The 19,933-nt window shown below is 71.8% G+C and carries 18 protein-coding genes; 7 read left to right on the top strand and 11 right to left on the bottom strand.

Annotated features, from left to right (window positions below; translation table 11 throughout):
- Positions 1-72 precede the first annotated feature (72 nt).
- Positions 73-687: a TetR/AcrR family transcriptional regulator gene (locus IE134_RS12880; protein WP_030714428.1), complete on the bottom strand. Its 615-nt coding sequence runs from the start codon at positions 685-687 to the stop codon at positions 73-75.
- A gap of 143 nt (positions 688-830) precedes the next feature.
- On the opposite strand from IE134_RS12880, the gene IE134_RS12875 reads away from it, so the two are divergent.
- Together IE134_RS12875 and IE134_RS12870 are read left to right on the top strand one after the other, a co-directional pair.
- The gene (locus IE134_RS12875; protein WP_098895841.1) at positions 831-1,793 is read left to right on the top strand and encodes an oxygenase MpaB family protein; all 963 of its coding nucleotides are present in this window, start codon (positions 831-833) and stop codon (positions 1,791-1,793) included.
- Between the two features lie 152 nt (positions 1,794-1,945).
- A complete protein-coding gene (locus tag IE134_RS12870; protein ID WP_189430527.1) occupies positions 1,946-4,210 on the top strand; it encodes a serine/threonine-protein kinase in 2,265 nt (754 codons plus the stop codon).
- Between the two features lie 44 nt (positions 4,211-4,254).
- Here IE134_RS12870 and IE134_RS12865 read toward each other — a convergent pair whose 3' ends face one another.
- Positions 4,255-6,024, bottom strand: coding sequence for a siderophore-interacting protein (locus IE134_RS12865; RefSeq protein ID WP_189430525.1), 1,770 nt, complete (start codon positions 6,022-6,024; stop codon positions 4,255-4,257).
- A complete protein-coding gene (locus IE134_RS12860) occupies positions 6,024-7,010 on the bottom strand; it encodes an ABC transporter substrate-binding protein (RefSeq protein ID WP_189430523.1) in 987 nt (328 codons plus the stop codon). Before IE134_RS12860 ends, IE134_RS12865 begins: the two co-directional genes overlap by 1 nt.
- Positions 7,011-7,147: 137 nt before the next feature.
- Here IE134_RS12860 and IE134_RS12855 point away from each other — a divergent pair, with 137 nt between their 5' ends.
- The 3 genes from IE134_RS12855 to IE134_RS12845 all read left to right on the top strand — a co-directional run bounded on the left by IE134_RS12855 (position 7,148) and on the right by IE134_RS12845 (position 10,082).
- Positions 7,148-7,891 carry a helix-turn-helix transcriptional regulator gene (locus IE134_RS12855; protein WP_189430521.1) on the top strand — a complete coding sequence of 248 codons (744 nt, stop codon included), beginning with the start codon at positions 7,148-7,150 and terminating at the stop codon, positions 7,889-7,891.
- 101 nt (positions 7,892-7,992) lie between these two features.
- Complete coding sequence (locus tag IE134_RS12850) at positions 7,993-9,051, top strand: iron chelate uptake ABC transporter family permease subunit (RefSeq protein ID WP_030714413.1); 1,059 nt, start codon at positions 7,993-7,995, stop codon at positions 9,049-9,051.
- Positions 9,048-10,082 carry a FecCD family ABC transporter permease gene (locus IE134_RS12845; RefSeq protein ID WP_030714411.1) on the top strand — a complete coding sequence of 345 codons (1,035 nt, stop codon included), beginning with the start codon at positions 9,048-9,050 and terminating at the stop codon, positions 10,080-10,082. The genes IE134_RS12850 and IE134_RS12845 overlap by 4 nt, the downstream gene beginning before the upstream one ends.
- A gap of 31 nt (positions 10,083-10,113) precedes the next feature.
- Here the strand turns inward: IE134_RS12845 and IE134_RS12840 are convergent, their stop codons facing one another.
- The 3 genes from IE134_RS12840 to IE134_RS12830 all read right to left on the bottom strand — a co-directional run bounded on the left by IE134_RS12840 (position 10,114) and on the right by IE134_RS12830 (position 13,107).
- The gene (locus IE134_RS12840; RefSeq protein ID WP_030714408.1) at positions 10,114-10,641 is read right to left on the bottom strand and encodes a GNAT family N-acetyltransferase; all 528 of its coding nucleotides are present in this window, start codon (positions 10,639-10,641) and stop codon (positions 10,114-10,116) included.
- 74 nt (positions 10,642-10,715) lie between these two features.
- Positions 10,716-12,233, bottom strand: a complete 1,518-nt coding sequence (glpK, locus tag IE134_RS12835) for a glycerol kinase GlpK (RefSeq protein WP_030714405.1) — start codon at positions 12,231-12,233, stop codon at positions 10,716-10,718.
- Between the two features lie 28 nt (positions 12,234-12,261).
- A complete protein-coding gene (locus IE134_RS12830) occupies positions 12,262-13,107 on the bottom strand; it encodes an MIP/aquaporin family protein (protein ID WP_030714401.1) in 846 nt (281 codons plus the stop codon).
- Positions 13,108-13,439: 332 nt separating this feature from the next.
- On the opposite strand from IE134_RS12830, the gene IE134_RS12825 reads away from it, so the two are divergent.
- Both IE134_RS12825 and IE134_RS12820 read left to right on the top strand, forming a co-directional pair.
- Complete coding sequence (locus tag IE134_RS12825) at positions 13,440-14,363, top strand: AEC family transporter (RefSeq protein WP_089114349.1); 924 nt, start codon at positions 13,440-13,442, stop codon at positions 14,361-14,363.
- Positions 14,364-14,568: 205 nt separating this feature from the next.
- Positions 14,569-14,922 (top strand): PRC-barrel domain-containing protein, encoded by a 354-nt coding sequence (locus tag IE134_RS12820; RefSeq protein ID WP_030714396.1) that lies wholly within the window; start codon positions 14,569-14,571, stop codon positions 14,920-14,922.
- Positions 14,923-14,999: 77 nt separating this feature from the next.
- On the opposite strand, the gene IE134_RS12815 is transcribed toward IE134_RS12820, so the two are convergent.
- The 5 genes from IE134_RS12815 to IE134_RS12795 all read right to left on the bottom strand — a co-directional run bounded on the left by IE134_RS12815 (position 15,000) and on the right by IE134_RS12795 (position 19,843).
- The gene (locus tag IE134_RS12815; protein WP_189430519.1) at positions 15,000-16,409 is read right to left on the bottom strand and encodes a purine-cytosine permease family protein; all 1,410 of its coding nucleotides are present in this window, start codon (positions 16,407-16,409) and stop codon (positions 15,000-15,002) included.
- Positions 16,410-16,479: 70 nt separating this feature from the next.
- Positions 16,480-17,412: an ABC transporter substrate-binding protein gene (locus tag IE134_RS12810; protein ID WP_189430666.1), complete on the bottom strand. Its 933-nt coding sequence runs from the start codon at positions 17,410-17,412 to the stop codon at positions 16,480-16,482.
- Positions 17,413-17,470: 58 nt separating this feature from the next.
- The gene (locus tag IE134_RS12805) at positions 17,471-18,142 is read right to left on the bottom strand and encodes an ABC transporter permease (RefSeq protein ID WP_030714391.1); all 672 of its coding nucleotides are present in this window, start codon (positions 18,140-18,142) and stop codon (positions 17,471-17,473) included.
- Between the two features lie 4 nt (positions 18,143-18,146).
- On the bottom strand, positions 18,147-18,797 hold the full coding sequence (locus IE134_RS12800; RefSeq protein ID WP_030714388.1) for an ABC transporter permease: 651 nt from the start codon (positions 18,795-18,797) through the stop codon (positions 18,147-18,149).
- Positions 18,794-19,843, bottom strand: coding sequence for an ABC transporter ATP-binding protein (locus tag IE134_RS12795; RefSeq protein ID WP_030714386.1), 1,050 nt, complete (start codon positions 19,841-19,843; stop codon positions 18,794-18,796). Before IE134_RS12795 ends, IE134_RS12800 begins: the two co-directional genes overlap by 4 nt.
- Positions 19,844-19,933: the final 90 nt, after the last annotated feature.

Genomic DNA, 19,933 nt, shown 5'->3' with positions numbered 1-19,933 from the left:
CTGTTGGTTAAACTTTCACCTTGTTCGATTCGCGTGATGGCGGCGCGGGTCGGCGACGCGTGACGGGGATGGCTACTTCCCGGACGCGGTCGCGGACGTCGTCGCCGCGAGCACCAGCTCCACGCAGTGCGCCTCCAGCCGCTCGCGCGGTACGTCGAGCGTGCCGTGGAGCCACCCCGCGAAGAGGTTGGCCAGACCGCCTACCAGGGCGTGCGCGGCCAGGCGGCGGTCGATGTCGTCCCCCGTACCGGCGAGCTGGCCGCCCACGAGGTCGGTGAACACCGGCATGAGCAGATGGCTTCGGGCCCCCAGCACCGGGTCGGCGAAGGGCTCCAGGAGCAGCAGGCGGCCCTTGTGCGGCGCGTCCAGGACCAGGGCGACGAAGGCGGAGACGGCGGCCCGGGCCCGGACCTCGCGCTGCGGGCCGCCGGTAGCCACCGCTCCCTCCAGCGCGCTCCGGGCCTCGTCGGCGACCCGCTCGAAGGCGGCGAGGAGCAGGTCGTCGCGTCCGGTGAAGCTTTCGTAGAAATAGCGGTCCGTCAGGCGCGCCTCACGGCAGACCGACCGGACCGTGACGGCCGCGCACCCCTCCTCGCCGGCCAGCCGCCCGGCGACGTCCAGCAGGGTCTGCCGACGGGCGGCGCGACGATCGGCGAGCTTGGTGCCGCCCCAGCTCCGTTCCGTCAACTCCGGTTCCCCCGTGTTCTGTTCGCGTAGTCGAGTGCTGCTCGTGCAATTGACGACAGGTGTCCGCACATTTTAACCTGAGGACAGGTGTCATCAGATTGCTCTCGACGGCCTCGCAACGGAGAACCCCAGCGGAGGTACACGTGACAGCGTCAGCGCACGGACCCGGCCCGACCGGCCCGAGAACCCCCGAACCGCTCGGCCCCGACTCCCTCACCTGGCGCTGGTTCGGCGACTGGAGGGGCCTCCTCCTCGCCCCCTGGGCCGGATCGATGCAGAACATGCACCCCGAGCTGGGCGCGGGCGTCGCCGAGCACTCACGCTTCTTCGAGGAGCGCTGGGAGCGCCTCTTCCGCTCGCTGTACCCGATCGGGGGAGTGGTCTACGACGGCCCGCTCGCCGCCCGTACGGCCCGCGAGGTGCGCGGCTACCACGCCGCGATCAGCGGGGTCGACGCGCACGGCCGCCCGTACCACGCGCTCAACCCGGGCACGTTCTACTGGGCACACGCCACGTTCTTCATGCTGACCGTGCAGGTCGCCGAGCGCTTCGGCGGCGGCCTCACCGAGGCACAGAGGCGCACGCTCTTCGACGAGCACGTCCGCTGGTACGCGCTGTACGGCCTCTCGATGAAACCCGTGCCCGGCAGCTGGGAGGAGTTCCAGCGGTACTGGGACCACATGTGCGCCGACGTCCTGGAGGACAACCGGCCGACCCGGGACGTCCTGAACATGCGCCGTATCGCCCGGCCGCCCCTCCTGCGGTGGCTGCCGTCGCCGTTCTGGTCCCTCGCCCGCGTCCCGCTCGTGCGGACGACCCTGTGGATCACGGTCGGCCTGTATCCGCAGACCGTCCGGGACCGCCTGGGCCTGCGCTGGACGCCCCACGATGAACGCCTGCTGTGCCTGCTGGGCCGGTCGGTACACCACGCCTGGCGGTACGTCCCCGAGCGGCACCGCTTCCATCCGCGCGCCCGGGCGGGCTGGGACCGCGAGCGGGGCCGGCCCGCGTCGGCCCCGGTGGAGACACCGGGCCGGAACCTGCCGCCCGAAGAACGGCGAGGGCTCCCGCAGCACTACGTGCCGAGAGACGGCCCGCGCGACTGACGACACTGCGTCCCGAGAGCCGGCCGTCCCGCCCCCCTGTGCGTCACCCGCTTTGCTCCGCCGTACCGCCCTGCGACTAGTTTGGGTGCAGCACGAACGAGCAGGCCCGTGGTGGCGGAGACGCACGCACGGGGGACGGGAGGTCGGGGAGAGTGTCGCTGCGCGGAGGTGACCCAGCCGAGATCGGCGGCTATCCGCTGGAGGCGCGGCTCGGTTCGGGTGGCATGGGCACGGTCTTCCTGGCCCGGACGAGTTCCGGCCGGTCCATCGCGATCAAGCTGATCCACCAGCAGTTCGCGGGGGACGACGAGTTCCGCATCCGGTTCCGGCAGGAGGTGGCCGCCGCCCGGCGGGTGAGCGGAGCGTTCACCGCCGCCGTGGTCGACGCCGCCCCCGAGGCCGACCAGCCGTGGATGGCGACGACCTACATCGAGGGCCCCACGCTCGCCCAGCGCATCACCGACGACGGCCCCCTGAACGGGCCGGAGCTGCGGAGACTCGCCGTCGGTCTCGCCGAGGCGCTGCGCGACATCCACCGGGTGGGGGTCGTCCACCGCGATCTGAAGCCCTCGAACGTGGTCCTCTCGGCCGAGGGGCCCCGCGTCATCGACTTCGGCATCTCCCGCGCCGTCGACCAGGAGACGCTGACGATGACCGGGCGGGTCATCGGTACGCCGCCCTTCATGTCGCCCGAGCAACTGCAGGCGCCGCGCGGCGTGGGCCCGCGCTCCGACGTCTTCTCGATGGGGACGCTCCTGGTGTACGCGGCGACGGGCCACGGGCCCTTCGACGCGGACAGCCCCTACATCACGGCGTACCAAGTGGTGCACGAGGAGCCGTCGTTGGGCGCCGTACCGGATGCCCTGCGCGCGGTCGTCGAGCCGTGCCTGGACAAGGATCCCGAGCGGCGTCCCTCGGTGGACGAACTTCTCGTGCTGCTGCGCGACCTGCCGTCCGACCTGGGCGGCACCGCCACCGGCGGGCCGGGCGCGGGCCGGACCCGCGACATGCTCACCCAGCACCACCTCATGACACCGGACACCCCGCCTCCGACGACCCCCGCCCCGGCAGCCCCGACCGCTTCCGACGCCGGGAGCACCGGCACCGCGATCGGCGGCCGGCTGCGTCGCCGCTGGCGGCCCGTGCTGGCAGCGGCGGTCGCGGTGGCGGCCATCGGCGGGGGAGTCGCCGCGCTGACGACGGGCGGCGCCGACGGCAACGGCGACGGCACGGACGGCCGGGGCACGGACGCCGGGCGGAGCGCCGCCGCGCCGGGCGGCACCCTCCCCGACGGCTTCGGGCCGTGGCGCACGACCGTGCCGGGCGGCCGCGAGGACATCCCCGACGAGCTGCGCTGCGTCGCCCGCGACGACGCGCTGTTCTGCGGGGGCGGCGGTGTCGTCGCGACCCGGGTGAACCCCGCGGACGGATCGCGGGTGTGGACCGCGAAGAGCCCCGGCGTCCCCGCCCAGGGCATGTACATGGTGGGCGCCACCGACGACACCGTGATCGGCTACCGCATCGCCGACCAGGACGCCCCGCAGGGCCCGCCCACCGAGGTCGTGGCCCTCGACGCGGACAGCGGCGAGGAGCTGTGGTCCACGCCGTCCGGCGCCCAGTCGACGGCCGTCACCGGCCGGACCCGGGACGCCGTCGTGGCCGGCTCCGCCGTGGTGACCGTCGACGCCTCCAACTCCCGCTTCGAGGCCCGGGACGCCCACAGCGGCGAGGTCGCCTGGACGGCGCAGTTCCCTGCCGGCACCCAGTGCGCGCCCGTCCCGGCGGGCCCGCGGCTCCTCGCGATGTGCGCGACCGACGCGGAGGTCGACGCCCTCGAACAACGCAGCCCCACCCTGCGTACGCTCGCCCTCGACTCCGGGGAGCTGGGCGGGCCCGTCACGGTCGAAGGCCCCGCCGTGCCGGTGGGCGACGCCGATGGCTCCCTCGTCCTCCTCTCCCCGCACTACGAGGGGACCGCGCGGGCCGGGTACGACGGGGTGGTCCGCGTCGACCCCGCCTCGGGGAAGGTGACCCGCTCCCGGTTCGACCGGGTGTACGGCGGCACGCCCGGCATGGCGGACGGCACCGTCTACGTGAGCGGGCAGACCGGTCTCGTCACCGCGTTCGACCCCGCCACCGGCCGGAAGAAGTGGAAGCGGCAGACGGGTGTGGAGGGCGCGTCCGGGCCGGCGACGGGTGACGGCGCGGTGTACTTCAGCTCGGCCACCGGGCGGGTGGTCGCGCTGTCGCCCGACGACGGAAAGCCGCTGTGGTCGACGGACCCGCAGGCCGACGGGCTGACGGGCCAGGAGGGCGCGAGCCCCCGCGTGACCGTCGCGGGACGTGCGGTGTTCGTGGCCGCGGCGAAGAACACCCTCTTCGCCTTCGATGCACGGAAGCCGCCGAGGTCGGGCTGACCTCGGCGGCTTCCCCGCCGCCCCACCCCCCGTGGGAGCGGCGTTCAGGCCCGGCGCAGGACCGTGGCCTCCGCGCCCCAGCCGAGGGCGACGGTCCGCTCGACCCGCCAGCCCGACCGCTCCGCCAGGACGGCGAGGGCGGCGGAGTCGCGCAGCGGGCCGCCGGTCGCGGTGAACGCGTGCAGTGCCGCCTCGGCCGCGTGCGGGCTCAGCCCGTCCGGGCGCGAGGCCTCAACGAGCACCGCCGTCCCCGTCCATGCGGCCAGCCGCGTGAGAAGCCGTACGGCCTCCTCGTCGGTGCGGTACGCCAGCGCCTTCGCGGCGACCGCGACATCCGCGGGGCCGCCCGTCCAGTCGATCCGGTCCGGCGCCGGAACGTGTCCGCGCAGCACCTCGGCCGGTGCGCCCTCCTCCGCGATCCGCAGCCGCAGCCGCCGTCCGGCGTCGTCGAGGGCCGCGGCCATCGAGGCGCTCCCCGGACCGGTCAGGAGGCAGGTCTTCACGCCCTCCCAGAGGGGATCGGCCGTCAGACCGGTCAGCAGGAACACCAACTGCTCGCACTCCTCGACCAGTTCGCCGTAACGCTCCGCGTCGTCGGCCACCGTGTCGTGCAGGGTGGCGCCCGAGGCGAGGCGCCACGGCGATGTGCCGTCCCGGAGCGCGGGGGCGAGGTGCGCGAGGGCGAGCAGCAGGTCGGCCTCGTGGCCGGTGTACTCCTCGCGCTCGTGGTCGTCGAGGAGTTCCTCGCCCGCCGCACCGAGACGCAGCCCGCTCCCGTCGGCGTCGACGACCACGTCGTACGCGGCGAGCAGCGGCAGCAGGACGGCGATCCCCGGACCGGGCACGCCCAGCCGGGCCGCGAGGGCGCCGGCGGAGAGCCCCGGGGTATCGGCGACCGTGTCCACCACGCCGAGCTGCAACGCGGCCCGGGCGACCAGCCACGGCAGCGGCGACGGAATCCCGGCGGGTGCCGGTGCGGAGTCGGCCGTGGCCTCCGCCTCCGCCTCCGGCGCGGCGGGCTCCTCGCGGTGCCAGTAACCCGTGATGTTCACCCGGTCCTTGGAGAGCTTCCCCTCCCGCTGGAGATACCGGCGTACCGGCAGCAGCGCCCGGCTCTCCGCCGCCGCCCAGACGTACCCCTCGCCCGCCGGCACCGGCAGCGCGCGTACGGCGGACTCCAGCGCCGCCGCGTCACCCGGCTCCGCGAGGACCCAGGTGACCGTGTCGCCGTCGCGCAGGGCGAGTTCCTGGCGTGCCGCGTCGTCCGGGACGGTCACCAGGACGTGCGCCGGGACGTCGAGGGGGCGTTCGTCGAGGAAGCGGCCGATCGCGGGCAGCGCCGTCTCGTCGCCGACGAGCTGGATCCAGTCCAGCCCTTCCGGCAGCCGGAGCGAGGACTTGGGGCCGACGAACCACAGCTCGTCGCCCTCCCGGGCCGCCGCGGACCAGGACTCCGCGGGCCCGTCGCCGTGCACCACGAAGTCGAGGTGGACCTCACCCGCGTCGAGGTCCACCCGCCGGGGCGTGTAGTCGCGGGTCAGCCGGTGTTCGGCCGGGGTCCACTCGATGCCGTGCGGCAACTGGGCCGGGAGCGCCGCCCGGATGTCCCCGTCGGCGGCCAGGATCAGTTTGACGTGGTCGTCGAACCCGGGCGCGGCGAAGCCGGGGTGGTCGATCCCGTCCCGGGTGAACGCCGCGAGGTCCTCGCCGCCGAGGACGACGCGCCGCATCCGGGGGGTCACCTCCTCGACGCGGCGCACGGCGACCCGGCGCAGGACGAGGGGGTGCGTCGTGTACGCGCGCTGGGAGGCCATCAGGAGAACTGCTTCTCGATGATGTCGAGCAGGGCCATCGACTCGTCGTAGTCGCCGCGCAGCACCCAGTGCGGCAGGTCGTAGGCCCGGTTCGCCTTGAAGGCGGGCAGCGCCTTGTAGACGGGGTTCTTCTTCAGCGTGGCGACGTCGGTCGTGTCGGCGTTGAAGCCCATCACGAACACGGACGGCTGGGTGATCGTCTGGCCCACCTTCTCGGTCGACAGCTCGAACATGTCACCGCCCTGTCCGTACACCTTGAAACCGCCGTCGGCGAAGACCGGGGCCGGTTCGATGCCGACCTTCTTCAGCTCGGTGGGCAGGCCCACGCTCTCCACCAGGCCGTAGGCGGTGCCGTCGCCGGTGAGGGCCAGGAAGGAGACCGGGCCGGCCGGCGGTGTGATCGCCTGCTTCACCTCGTCGATCCGCCGGTCGTAGGCGGCCACGTGCTCCTTGTAGACGTCGGGCCTGCCGAACACGTCGTCGGCGAGGAAGGAGAACTGGGCCCGCCAGTCGCCGAGCTTCTTGCCGACGAGCACGGTGGGGGCGATGTCGGAGAGGTCGTCGTACACCTTCTCCGCCTGGAACAGCGGGAAGCCGATGCCGCCGCCGACGATGAGGTCGGGGTCGAGGGCGAGGATCGCCTCCAGGTCGAAGCCGTCGACGCTCCACGGCAGGAACGTCGTACCGTCCTCCTTCGCCTCCTTCGCCCAGTTCGGGGAGAACGCGCCCTTGCTCTCGGCGTCCTCGGGAATCGTCGCCGTGACCGGCACGTCGAGGTCGTAGAGGTACCCGGCGAGCGCGTGGTTCAGCACGACCACCCGCTTCGGCTCGGTCGGCACCTTCACCTTGCCGTAGTCGGTCGTGACGGCACGGGTCTTCGCGGCGGACGCCTTGTCCCCGTCGCCCGACGGGTCGGAGGCCGAGCAGCCGGTGAGGGCCAGTGCGGCGACGACCGCGACGGCGAGAAGACGGGCAGGAGCAAACATGGGACCTCATGAGACTGGGCAGGCTCGACCGTTCGAGCTGTTGGTAAGGTGAGGCTAACCTCGCTGGTTCCGCTGCGTCGATCCGAGTACGACATGGTCGGTGACGGACACGACGCATCGCACAACGGGAGGCACGCTTGCCGACGACATCCCTCGGCACGGTGGTCGCCGAGAACGCCATCCGCTTTCTGGGGCACGACACACACCAGCACGACGAGCCCCATCTCGTCTACGTGGTGACGGGCAACGCCCGTCTGACCGCCGACGGCCAGGAGTGGCGGCTCGGGCGCCACGAGGCGCTCTGGCTGGCCCCGCGCGTGCCGCACGCCCTGCGGATCGAGCCGGGCGGCATGGCGCTCGGACCCCTCCTCGACCCCGCTGACCAGCCACGATTCCGGGTTCAGCCGCTCGGGGCGGTGCCCGCGCTCACCGAGGTCATGACCACCGCACTCGGGGCCGCGCCGACCACACGGGAGCAGGTCGAGCCGTTCCGGCAGGCGCTGGGGCGGGTGCTGAGGGGCATCTCCCGGCAGTACTTCCCGGTCGTCCTGCCCGTCCACCCCGCCGTGCGCGCCCTCGCCCGCGAGGCCCTGCGCACCCCCTCGGCGACGCTGGAGAGCCTCGCCGATCGGTACCGGATGAGCGCCCGTCAGGTGCAGCGCGTCTTCCTCGACGAGACCGGACTGCCCTTCACACGGTGGCGCAACCGGGCCAGGATGAACGCCGCCGTCGAACACCTCCGCGGCGGGGGCGAGCTGACGGCGGCGGCCAGGGCGGCCGGATACGCCACCCGGGCCGGGCTGCTGCGGGGGCTGAGCCGCGAGTCCGGAGTACCGGTCAGCGAGCTCACCACGGACGCGGTGGGGGCTCTCGGCGGCTGACACCGGGGGAGTCGGGCCGGGCAGGGGTCCAGCAGTACAGGTACGTCGATCACGCACGGCACTCCGGCCTGTCCGGGTGGCGGGTTGCTCAGGGAGAACAGATGGCACAGGCGCTCGCGACGAAGGACGCGCCACCACCGGCCGCACCGTCGAGGCCGTCGCGTCGAAGGACGCGCCGGCTCATCGGCCTGGGCGTCGCCGTCGGCGCCCTCCTCGTGGCGGTGCTGCTCAGCGTCGCGATCGGCTCGGCGCTGCTCCCGCTCGACGTGGTGTGGCAGGCGCTGACCGCTCCCGACGGCTCCGCCTCGCACGCCACGGTCAGCGGCGCCCGGGTGGACCGCACCCTGCTCGGCATCGTCGTCGGCATGTCCCTGGGCGTGGCGGGAGCGCTGATGCAGGCGCTCACCCGCAATCCGCTCGCCGACCCCGGTGTCCTCGGCGTCAATGCCGGTGCGGGCTTCGCCGTCACCCTGGGCGTGGCCGTCCTCGGCGTCACCCGCATCGAGCAGTACCTGCCCCTCGCCCTCGTCGGCGCCGTCGTCGGATCGGCGTTCGTCTACCTCGCCGCGAGCGGGGGGCGGGGCGGGCCGACGCCGGTGCGCCTCACCCTCGTCGGGACCGCCTTCACGGCGGTCCTCGTCGGCATCTCCCAGACCCTCGCCCTGATCGACACGGAGACCTTCGACCGGATGCGGTTCTGGGGGGCGGGCACCATCACCGACCGCCCGACGGGCACCGCCGGTGACATCCTGCCCTTCGTCCTGGCCGGACTGCTGGTCGCCGCCCTCTGCGCCCGCCCGCTCAACGCGATGGCCCTCGGCGACGACGCGGGGCGATCCTTCGGGCTGCGGGTCGGCGCTGTGAGGTGCGGTGTGGTGGTCGCGGTGGCCCTGCTGTGCGGTGCGGCGACGGCCGCGGCGGGCCCGCTGATGTTCGTCGGGCTCATGGTGCCGCACGCCGTGCGGTGGCTCACCGGTCCCGACTGGCGCTGGATCCTCGTCTTCTCCGCTGTCCTCGCCCCGGTGATCGTCCTCGTCGCCGACGTCCTGGGCCGGCTGATCGTGATCCCCTCCGAACTTCAGGTCGGTGTCATGATGCCGCTCATCGGCGCTCCCGTACTGATCCTCCTGGTGCGCGGAAGCCGGGTGAAGGAGCTGTGAGCGGGGCGATCGTCCTCAGGGCCGGGTCCCTGAGCCTGAAAGCGACACGACGCTCGGTCGTCGTCTGCGGACTGCTGGCGGCCGCGCTGGTCGCCCTGGCGCTGTGGGCGTTCACCCTCGGCAGCTTCGCGCTGAGCCTCGGCGACCTGATGTCGGTCCTGACCGGCACCGCCCGCAACAGCGTCCGCACCGTCGTCCTGGAGTGGCGGGCCCCGCGCATCGTCGCCGCCATGGTGTTCGGGGCGGCCCTGGCCGTGGGCGGCGCGGTCTTCCAGTCCCTGACCCGCAACCCGCTCGGCAGCCCTGACGTCATCGGCTTCACCACCGGCTCGTACACCGGTGTCGTCCTCATGCTGCTGGCGGGCGCGAGCAGTTACTCGGCCCTCGCGGCGGGCGCGCTCGCCGGCGGGCTCCTCACCGCGTTCGCCGTGTATCTGCTGGCGTTCCGGCGGGGGGTGCGGGGCTTCCGGCTCATCATCGTGGGCATCGCGGTCGGGGCGCTGCTGTCCTCGGTCAACACCTGGTTCTCGGTGAAGGCCGATGTGGACACCGCGCTGCGGGCCGCCGTCTGGGGCGCCGGTTCGCTGAGCGCCATCGGCTGGCCCGCCGTACTGATGTCCTCCGCCCTGGTGGCGGCGGTCGCCCTGATGGCCCCGGTGGCGCAACGCCGGATGCGCTGGCTCGAACTGGGCGACGACACGGCGGCGATGCTGGGCGTCCCCGTCGAACGGACGAAGCTGCTGCTGGTGGTCCTCGGCGTGGCCGCGACCGCCGCGGTGACGGCCGCAGCGGGCCCCATCGTCTTCGTGGCCCTGGCGGCGCCGCAGATCGCCCGCCGGCTCACCGGCCGCGGATCCACCGCCGACCTCACCGGTTCGGCGCTCGTCGGCGCGCTCCTGCTGCTCGGCGCGGACATCGCGGCGCAGCACGCGATCCCCGGCGTGGTGCTGCCGACCGGCGCGGTCACCGTGTGCGTCGGCGGAGCGTATCTGCTGGTGCTGCTGGTACGGGAGTCACGCCGGGGGTTCTAGACCGCCGGCTGCCCGACCGGCCCCCGTCCGCTCAGTCGCCGAGGATCCGCTCCCACAGCAGCCCGTCCCGCCAGCCCCCGTCGAGGAAGATCGCCGAGTGCGCGACGCCGTACGGGGTGAACCCGTTGCGGCGCAGCACCCGTTGGGAGGGCAGGTTCTCCAGATTGGTGGACGCCTCGGCGCGGTGCAGGCCCAGCTCCTCCCGCATCACCCGCAGGGCGAGCCCGACGGCGTTCCCGGCGTGGCCCCGGTTCTGGGCGACCGAGGCGATCCAGTAGCCGACGGAGCCGCGGCGCAGATGCGGCTGCGGCAGGATGCCCCCGACGGTGACCTGCCCGATCACCTCGTCGCCGGCGAGCACCGCACCCGGCCAGACCGTACCGGCCCGGTATCCCGCCAACAGGCCCTCGATCCGCTCCGCCTGGCCCTCCGGGGTGAAGAAGTCGTCCGGCTGGGCCGGTTCCCACGGGCGGAACGCCTCGGCGTCCCGTACCCGGTGGGCGGCGATCGGGGCGGCGTCGGCGGGCTCTATGAGACGGATGCTGGTGCTGCTGGGCATGGGCCGGTCCTCGTCGGTACGGCGAAAGGGACCGGCCCAACCTATGCGAGCGCGTCAGGACCTGTGCGAGCGCGTCAGGGCACCTTCACCCAGTCGAGCGTGCGCTCCACCGCCCGCTTCCAGCCCGCGTAGCCGTCCGCGCGCTGCTTCTCGGACCACTGGGGCGACCAGCGCTTCGACTCGTGCCACTGGGCGCGCAGCTCGTCGGTGTTCTGCCAGAAACCGGTCGCGAGCCCCGCCGCGTAGGCGGCGCCGAGAGCGGTCGTCTCGGCGACCACGGGACGGCTGACCTCGACGCCGAGGACGTCCGACTGGATCTGCATGCAGAGGTCGTTGGCGGTGACGCCGCCGTCGACCTTGAGCACGTCGAGATGGACCCCGGAGTCCTGCTCCATCGCCTCGACCACATCGCGGCTCTGGTAGCAGATGGCCTCCAGCGTGGCCCGCGCCAGGTGGGCGTTGTCGTTGTACCGGGCCAGGCCGACGATCGCGCCGCGGGCGTCGGAACGCCAGTACGGCGCGAACAGGCCGGAGAACGCGGGCACGAAATACATCCCGCCGTTGTCCTGGACGCTGCGGGCCAGCTCCTCGCTCTCCGGCGCCGACTTGATGATCTTCATCTGGTCGCGCAGCCACTGCACCGCGGATCCGGTGACCGCGATGGACCCCTCCAGGGCGTAGACCACCGGTTCGTCGCCGAACTGGTACGCCACCGTGGTGAGCAGGCCGTTCTCCGAACGGACCAGCTCGGCACCGGTGTTGAGCACCAGGAAGTTACCGGTCCCGTAGGTGTTCTTGGCCTCGCCGGGGGAGAAGCAGACCTGGCCGACGGTGGCCGCCTGCTGGTCGCCGAGGACGCCGCCGATGGGAATGGCGGCGCTCAGCGGCCGGGAGGTGCGCGTGGAGCCGTAGGCCTCCGGGTGCGACGAGGGGTTGATCTTCGGGAGCATCGCCCGGGGGATGCCGAAGAAGTCCAGGAGTTCCTCGTCCCAGTCGAGGGTCTCCAGGTTCATCAGCATGGTGCGGCTCGCGTTGGTCACGTCGGTGGCGTGGATGCCGCCGTTCGGACCGCCGGTCAGGTTCCACAGGACCCAGGCGTCCGTGTTGCCGAAGATCGCGTGACCGGCCTCGGCCGCCTCCCGTACGCCGTCGACGTTCTCCAGGATCCACTGGATCTTGCCGCCGGAGAAGTACGTGGCCGGCGGCAGCCCGGCCTTGCGGCGGATGACCTCGCCCTTCCCCGAACGCTCCAGGTTCGCGGCGATGACGTCCGTACGGGTGTCCTGCCAGACGATGGCGTTGTAGTAGGGCCGCCCGTTGCGCGGATCCCAGACCACCGTGGTCTCCCGCTGGTTGGTGATCCCGATCGACACCAGGTCGGTCGGCGACAGACCGCCGTGCCGCAGGGCGTTCTGGATCACCGAGTTGGTGCGCTCCCAGATCTCCACGGGATCGTGCTCCACCCAGCCGGAGCGCGGCAGGATCTGCTCGTGCTCCAGCTGGTGCTTGGCGACCTCGTTGCCGCCGTGATCGAAGATCATGAATCGGGTGCTGGTGGTCCCCTGGTCCACCGCGCCGATGAAGTCCGCCATGATGTGCTGCCTCTCCGGGCGCTGTGGTTCAGTCTTGGGACGCCGGGACGCGACCCGGCGGTTCGGGCTCCGCGGACGGCAGGAAGCGTCCGACGAGGAACTTGTAGAGCCCCGCGCCCAACAGGCCGCCGAGCAGCGGGCCGATGATGGGCACCCAGAAGTAGAGATTCCCGTACTGGTCCCGCCACGCCCCGCCGTAACCGGTGAGGAAGCTCGCCAGCCGGGGGCCGAAGTCACGGGCCGGGTTGATCGCGTACCCGGCGTTCGTTCCCCACGCCATCCCGATCGCGACCACGACCAGGCCGATGATGAACGGGCCCATGTTCGAGCCGGGCGGGGTGTTGAGCATGTCGGTGATGGCCAGGATCAGCAGCAGCAGGATGGCGGTGCCGATGATCTGGTCGCGGAACGCGCCCCACTCGTGCACCGGCAACGCCGGGTTGCCGTTGGCGGGCAGGGTGGAGAACACCCCCTGCGTCTTGATGGTGTGCCCGGGGTCGGCCTTCGCCAGCGCCTCGCTGTAGTTCCAGCGGACGATCAGCGCGGCCACGAACGCCCCGGCCGTCTGCGCCACCGCGTAGGGGGCGACCTTCTTCCACGGGAACCCCTTGAAGGCGGCCAGCGCCAGGGTTACCGCGGGGTTGAGATGGGCCCCGCTCAGCCGCGCCGCGACATAGACGCCGAGCGTGACGCCCAGCCCCCACGCCCAGGCGATGCTGTCGTGGTCCCCGAGCCCGCCGGGCGGATCCGTGAGGGCTCCGCCCGCCGCCACCTGGGCCACGACACCGCAGCCGAAGAGGATCAGGATCATCGTGCCCGCGAACTCGGCCGACAACTCGCCGACCAGTCCGGACTTCTTGCGTAGCTCAGCCATGGAAGCTCGCCCTCCGCCGACCGTGCCGGCTGTCGACTATCCGAGCAGTGTCAGCAGGCTAAGACGATTCGGCGAAAGGGGCATATCGGGGGGAACAGGGCGGCTGGTGGGCGGTCCCGGCGGTGGACCGAACGGGTGAGAACGGGCTTGGGCCGAGCGGCCGGGACAGATAGCCGGACGCCCCCGGCCCGGGGCTCGGCGCGTCATGCGCGACCGGTCGCGCCCCGCCGAAGGACCGCGGCCACCGGTCTGAGACGCTGTCCCGGCACGCACCTGACCAGCCGTTCCACCCGGCGGGCGCCCACCGCACCTGATCCACCCGCAAGGAAGACATGCAGGGAGTTCTCACCGGATTCACGGTGATCGCCACCGTCATCGCCGTCGGGTACGTCATAGGGCGCCGCGGTTACCTGGGGCAGGACGGCCGGACCGTGCTGACCCGGCTCGCCTTCAACGTCGCGACCCCGGCCCTGCTCTTCACGATGCTCGCCGGCGCCGACCTGTCCGTCGTCCTGTCGCAGCGTCTGCTGGTCACCGCCATCGCCACCGGCGCGGCGGCCGTCGTGTTCATCGCGGTGGCCGGGCCGTTCCTGCGCTGGGACGCCGGACGGGTCACGATCGGCGCCCTGTGCTCCAGCTACGTCAACGCCGGGAACCTCGGCATCCCGATCGCCGTCTACGTCCTCGGCGACGCCTCGCTCGTCGCGCCGGTCCTGCTGCTCCAGCAGATCGTGATGACCCCGCTGGCCCTGACCGTCCTCGACCTCAGCCGCCCCGGGGAGCGGGGCTCGGTCCTCCGGCGGCTGACCACCCCCCTGCGCAACCCCATGGCGATCGGATCGCTGTCCGGCGTGGCGGTGGCGGCATCCGGTCTGACCCTGCCCGGCCCGCTGCTCGAACCGCTCGTCCTCATCGGCAACATGTCGGTCCCCGCGGTCCTCCTCGCCTTCGGCATATCCCTGCGCGGCGCCGAGCGGCCCGGCCGCGGGGAGGACCGGGGCGCGCTGTACCTGTCCGCCCTGCTGAAGACCGTCGCCCAGCCGCTCGTCGCCTGGGCCGTCGGCGCGGGCCTCTTCCACCTGCGGGGCGAGGCCCTGCTCGACGTCGTCGTGATCGCGGCCCTCCCGGCCGCCCAGAACCTCTTCACGTACGCCTCGCACTACCGGGTCGCCGAACGGTTCGCGCGGGACTCCATCCTGCTGTCCACGCTGCTGTCGGTCCCTGCGCTCATCGCCGTCGCGGCGCTGCTGGGCTGAGAGCACGAGCCCGCCGAGTTCCCCCGGAACCCATGGAAAAACTACCGATTTCTGGGACATAGGGCGGAAAGGGAGGGGCACGAGGCTGTCAGCGGTCGATGAGGAAAAGGAAAGCCCGCCCGGACAACGACCAACCGGCGCCGGCAACCGTCCGCCGACCGCTTCGAATACCTCATGTATTTCCGTGCGAACGAAGGAGTTTCCTATGTCCGAGAACCTGTGGGGATACCAGCCGACCGCCGGTCACACCGTCGGCACCGACCTGATCGGCTACAAGGTCGAGGCCACGGACGGCAGCATCGGCAAGGTCGACAAGCACTCCGATGACGTCACGTCCTCGTACCTGGTCGTCGACACCGGCGTATGGATCTTCGGCAAGCACGTCCTGCTTCCGGCGGGCACGGTGAGCCGCGTCGACAACGGCGACAAGAAGATCTACGTCGACCTCACCAAGGACCAGATCAAGGACTCCCCGGAGTTCGACAAGGACAAGCACGTCGGCGACGCGGACTTCCACCGCACGACGGGTGAGTACTACGGCCGCCACCGTCGCGTCTGATCCCTCGCGCCGTAGGCACAGCGGGCGGGGCCCGACGCATCACGCGTCGGGCCCCGCCCGCTGTGCGCGCCGTTCTCTCACCGCTCGCGCGGTGAGGCGAGGACGTAGACCGTCTCCTCGGGGATGTGCCGGGTGTCGCGGCGGGCCAGCAGCCAGTAAAGGGTCGCCGGGACGATGAGGCCCACGATCCAGGAGACGTCCGCGCCGCCCAGCGGTTCCACCAGGGGGCCCGTGTAGAAGTGCGTCACCAGGAAAGGGAGTTGGGCGAGGATGCCGATCCCGTAGACGGTGAGCGCGTCCCAGCGCCAGGCGCCGTACCGGCCCCGGGGGTCGGAGAGCGCGGGGATGTCGTACCGCTCCCGTGAGATCAGGTAGTAGTCGACCAGGTTGATCGCCGACCACGGGGTGAAGAACGTCAGCAGGAACAGCAGGAAGTCCTTGAACGACGTCAGGAAGCTGTCCTTGCCCAGCAGCGCCAATGCGGTCCCCGCCACCATGATGAGCCCGATGTACACCGTCCGGCCGCGCTGCGACAGCGTCCGCTGACCCCGGAATCCGCTGATGCTCGTCACCATCGACATGAACCCGCCGTAGGTGTTCAGCACGTTGATGGTCAGTTTGCCCAGCGCGATCACGAAGTAGAGGAACGACGCGATCAGCCCCGCGCCGCCGAGGCCGACCACATAGCCGACCTGGTCCGTGAGAAAGGCCTCCCCGGCGGTCGCCGCCACGAGCACCCCGAACGTCATCGACCACTGCGAGCCGATGGCCGACCCCGACAGCGTCCACCAGAACGTGGACCGCCCCGACGTCGTACGCGGCAGATAGCGCGAGTAGTCCGCGACGTACGGTCCGAAGGCCAGCTGCCAGGACGCCGACAGCGACACCGCCAGCAGGAACATCGGCAGATCGAAGTGCGCGTCGCCGAGCAGCGCCGAGAGGTCGACCCGGTCCAGCAGGCGGATGCCCAGATAGACGAAGGCCAGGGCGCAGATCACGCTCGCCACCCGTCCCAGGGCGTGGATGATCCGGTAGCCGACCGCCGCCATGACGGCTGTGACCACCGCGAAGACGACGATGCCGGCCGTGTCGTCCGTGTGCATGAGCCGGGCCGTTGCCTGGCCCGCCAGCACGCTGCCGCTCGCGAAGAACCCCACGTACATGAGGATGACCAGCAACAGCGGGACGACCGCGCCCTTCACCCCGAACTGGGCCCGGGACTGGATCATCTGGGGCAGACCCAGCTTCGGGCCCTGCGCGGAGTGCAGCGCCATGACCGCGCCGCCGAGCAGATTGCCCAGCAGCAGGCCGACGACCGACCACACCACGTCACCGCCGGAGACGACGGCCAGCGCGCCCGTGACCACCGCCGTGATCTGGAGGTTGGCGCCGAGCCAGAGGGTGAACTGACTGAACGCGGTCCCGTGCCGTTCGTCGTCCGGGACGACGTCGATGGAGCGGCGCTCCACCAGGTCTTCGGCTGCCATGCTGCGGCTCCCTGGTCTCTCGGTGGTGTGGTGCTGTTCCTCCGGCCCGCCGGCTCCGGACCGGACGCGGCTACTTCTTGATGCCGTGCTCCGCCGCCCAGTCGTACGCGACGTCCTCGGGGTCCTTCCGGTCCTTGTCCACCAGGCGGTTCAGCTCGGTGAGGTCCTTCGTCGTCAGCACGGACCCGAGCCGGGCGAGCGCCTTGCGGACCGTCGAGTCGGCCTTGCGGTCGGCGATCAGCGGGACGACGTGCTGACCGGGGATGAGGTTCTTCGGGTCGGTGAGGACCACCCAGCCCTCGGCGGCGATGTCGGTGTCGGTGGTGAACAGGTTCGCCACGTCCACATCGCCCTTCTTCAGGGCTCCCTTGACCAACGGGCCGGAGGAGTCGAGGGACTTGAACTCCTTGAACTCGACGTCGTACACCTCCTTGAGGCCCACCGAGCCCACCGTGCGCTTCTTGACCTCGGGGGCCGCGCCGATGACGAGCTTGCCGTTGTGCTTCGCCAGGTCGGCCAGGGACTTCAGGCCGTACTCGTCGGCGGTCTCCCTGGTCACCGCGAAGGCGTCGGCGTTCTCCGCCTCGCCGTACGGGAGGATCTGCAGGCCGCGCGGCAGGAGCATCGCGAGGGCGTTCTGCATCGTGCCCTCCTCGGTGGCCGTCGCCTTGGTGTCGAGGTAGTGCAGCAGCGCGCCCTGGTACTCCGGCAGCAGATCGATGTCGCCGCCCTTGAGCGCGGGGATGAGGATCTCGCGGGTGCCGAGGTTCGGGCGGACGGTGGTCTTCACCCCGGCCGCTTCGAGGGCGGCGGCGTAGAGGTACCCGAGGACCTGGTTCTCGGTGAAGTTGGCGGTGCCGATGGTGACGCCGCCCTTGCTGGAGCCGCCGCCACCGCCCCCGGCCCCGTCTCCTTCGAGCGAGGTGATGCCGCTGCTGCACGCGGCGAGCGCGGGGACGGTGGCGGCGGCGAAGAGCCCGCCGAGGAGAGCCCTGCGGTTCATGGGGTTCATGCGGGTCACGCGGCTTTCGCGGTTCGTACGGGTCATGAGGGGCCGACTCCTAGGACTGCGGGGCGGGGCGGTGGCGGAACAGGAAGCGCTGGAGGGCGGAGAGCGCGAGGTCGAGGACGACGGCGACGAGCGCCACGAGCACGGCCCCGCCGAGGACCTGCACGAGGTCGCGCTGGGCGAGCCCGTCGAAGACGTACCGGCCGAGCCCGCCGAAGGAGACGTACGCGGCGATGGTCGCCGTCGCGACGACCTGGATGAGCGCGAGCCGCAGCCCGGTCATGATCAGGGGGAGCGCCAGGGGCAGTTCGACCTGGAAGAGCACCTGGTACCAGCGCATCCCCTGGCCGCGCGCCGCGTCCCGCACCTCCGGGTCGACCGCCGTCATCCCGGCGTACGTGTTGGTCACGATGGACGGGACCGCGAGCGCCACCAGAGCGATGTAGACCGGCCACATCGACAGACCGCTGGCGAGGAAGACGAGGACCACGAGACCGACGGTGGGCAGCGCCCGGCCGAAGCTCGACAGGTTGATCGCGACGAACGCGCCGCGCCCGGTGTGTCCGATGAGCAGCCCGATCGGCAGGGCGATGGCGGCCGCGACGAGCGTGGCGAGCAGCGAGTACTGGAGGTGCTCGGTGAGCCGGTGGCCGATGCCGTCGGAGCCGGTCCACTGCTCGCTGCCGACCAGCCAGGAGCCGAGGCCCTTGAGGAGTTCGTACATGAGGTCAGGCCCCCTGCTTCTGCCGGCGGGTCCACGGCGTCAGGACGTACTGGAGGGTGACGAGCAGCGCGTCCGCGGCGAGCGCCAGGAGCAGGGTCAGGACGACGCCGACGATGACGGGGGTGGGGAAGTTGCGCTGGAACCCGTCGGTGAACAGCTGGCCGAGCCCGCCGTCGCCGATGTACGTGGCCACGGAGACCAGGGAGATCGCCATCACGGTCGCGATCCGCACCCCTGCCATGATCACGGGCAGGGCGAGGGGGAGTTCGACGGTGAGCAGGGTGCGCAGCGGCCGGGTGCCCATGGCCTTCGCGGCCTCCTTCGTCCGGGCGGGCACGGAGTCCAGGCCCTCGACGGTGTTTCGCAGGAGCACGACGAGCGTGTAGATCGTCAGGCCGATGACGGTGGTGGTGCGGGTCAGCCCGCTGACCGGGAGGAGGAGCACGAACACCGCGATGGACGGGATGGTGAACAGGACGTTCGACAGCCCGAGGAGCAGCCCGCGCAGTCGGCGCACCCGGTGGGCCAGCACGGCCAGGGGGAGCGAGATCAGCAGGCCGAGGAGGACGGCGGTCAGTGCGGCCTGGAGGTGGGAGAGCGTCAGGGTGGTGAGGTCGTCCGTGTGGTCGGCTATCCACGACCAGTCGACGCTCATGCCGCCACCGTGCTCGCCGCGCTGTGCACCCGGCCGGCGTGGGCGTGGATGTCCTCGCGTGAGGTGACGCCGGTGAGGACGCCGTCCGCGTCGACCCGGGCGACCAGGCCGCTCGGCGCGGCGATCGACTCGTTGAGCGCGGAGAGCAGCGAGTCGCTGTCCCGCAAGGGTCGGACGGGTATCTCCGCCGCGTCCTTGCTCTCGCTGTCGCGCCAGGCCAGTGGCCTGCGGCCGGCGTCCAGGGTCAGCTGCCAGCGGGCGCCTTCGGGCGCGGGGCCCTGGGTGACCTCTTCGAGCGTCGTGAGCGACAGCAGCTTCAGACCGCGCTCGGCGCCCAGGAAGTCCGCGACGAACGCGTCCGCCGGGCGGGCCAGCAGCTCGGCGGGGGAAGCGCACTGGACGAGATGGCCGCCGGTACGGAAGACGGCTATCCGGTCCCCGAGCCGGACGGCCTCGTCGATGTCGTGCGTGACGAAGACGATGGTCTTGTTCAACTCCCTCTGGAGGCGGAGCAGTTCGTCCTGGAGCTGGGTGCGGACCACCGGGTCGACCGCGCCGAAGGGCTCGTCCATCAGGAGGACCGGCGGGTCCGCGGCGAGCGCGCGGGCGACCCCGACGCGCTGCTGCTGACCGCCCGAGAGCTGGTGCGGGTAGCGCTTGGCCGCGTCGGCGGCGAGGCCGACCGTCTCCAGCAGCTCCGCCGCCCGCGCCCGCGCCTTCCCGCGGCCCCAGCCCAGCAGCAGCGGTACGGTCGCGATGTTGTCCAGGACGGTGCGGTGCGGGAAGAGCCCGGCCTGCTGGATCACGTAACCGATGGAGCGGCGCAGCTCGGCGGCGTCCTGCTCCAGGACGTCCTTGCCGCCCACCCGGATTGTTCCGGAGGTCGGCTCGACCATCCGGTTGATCATGCGGAGCGTGGTCGTCTTGCCGCAACCGGAAGATCCGACGAGGACGGTCACGCCCCCTTCCGGCAGGTCGAGCGTGAGGTCGTGCACCGCGGTCGTGCCGTTCGGGAAGCGCTTGTGGGCCTTGTCGAATTGGATCATGAGGAGTCCCTTGCCCGGCTGCATATCATCATGCAGAGTTCTCGGTGGCTGAATAGATTGTCAATAGGTCGTCGCCACCCGGGCGTAAAT

It is taken from the genome of Streptomyces rubiginosohelvolus, from assembly GCF_014649875.1.
Classification (GTDB): domain Bacteria; phylum Actinomycetota; class Actinomycetes; order Streptomycetales; family Streptomycetaceae; genus Streptomyces; species Streptomyces rubiginosohelvolus.
This window is presented reverse-complemented; position numbering and strand designations above follow the sequence as displayed.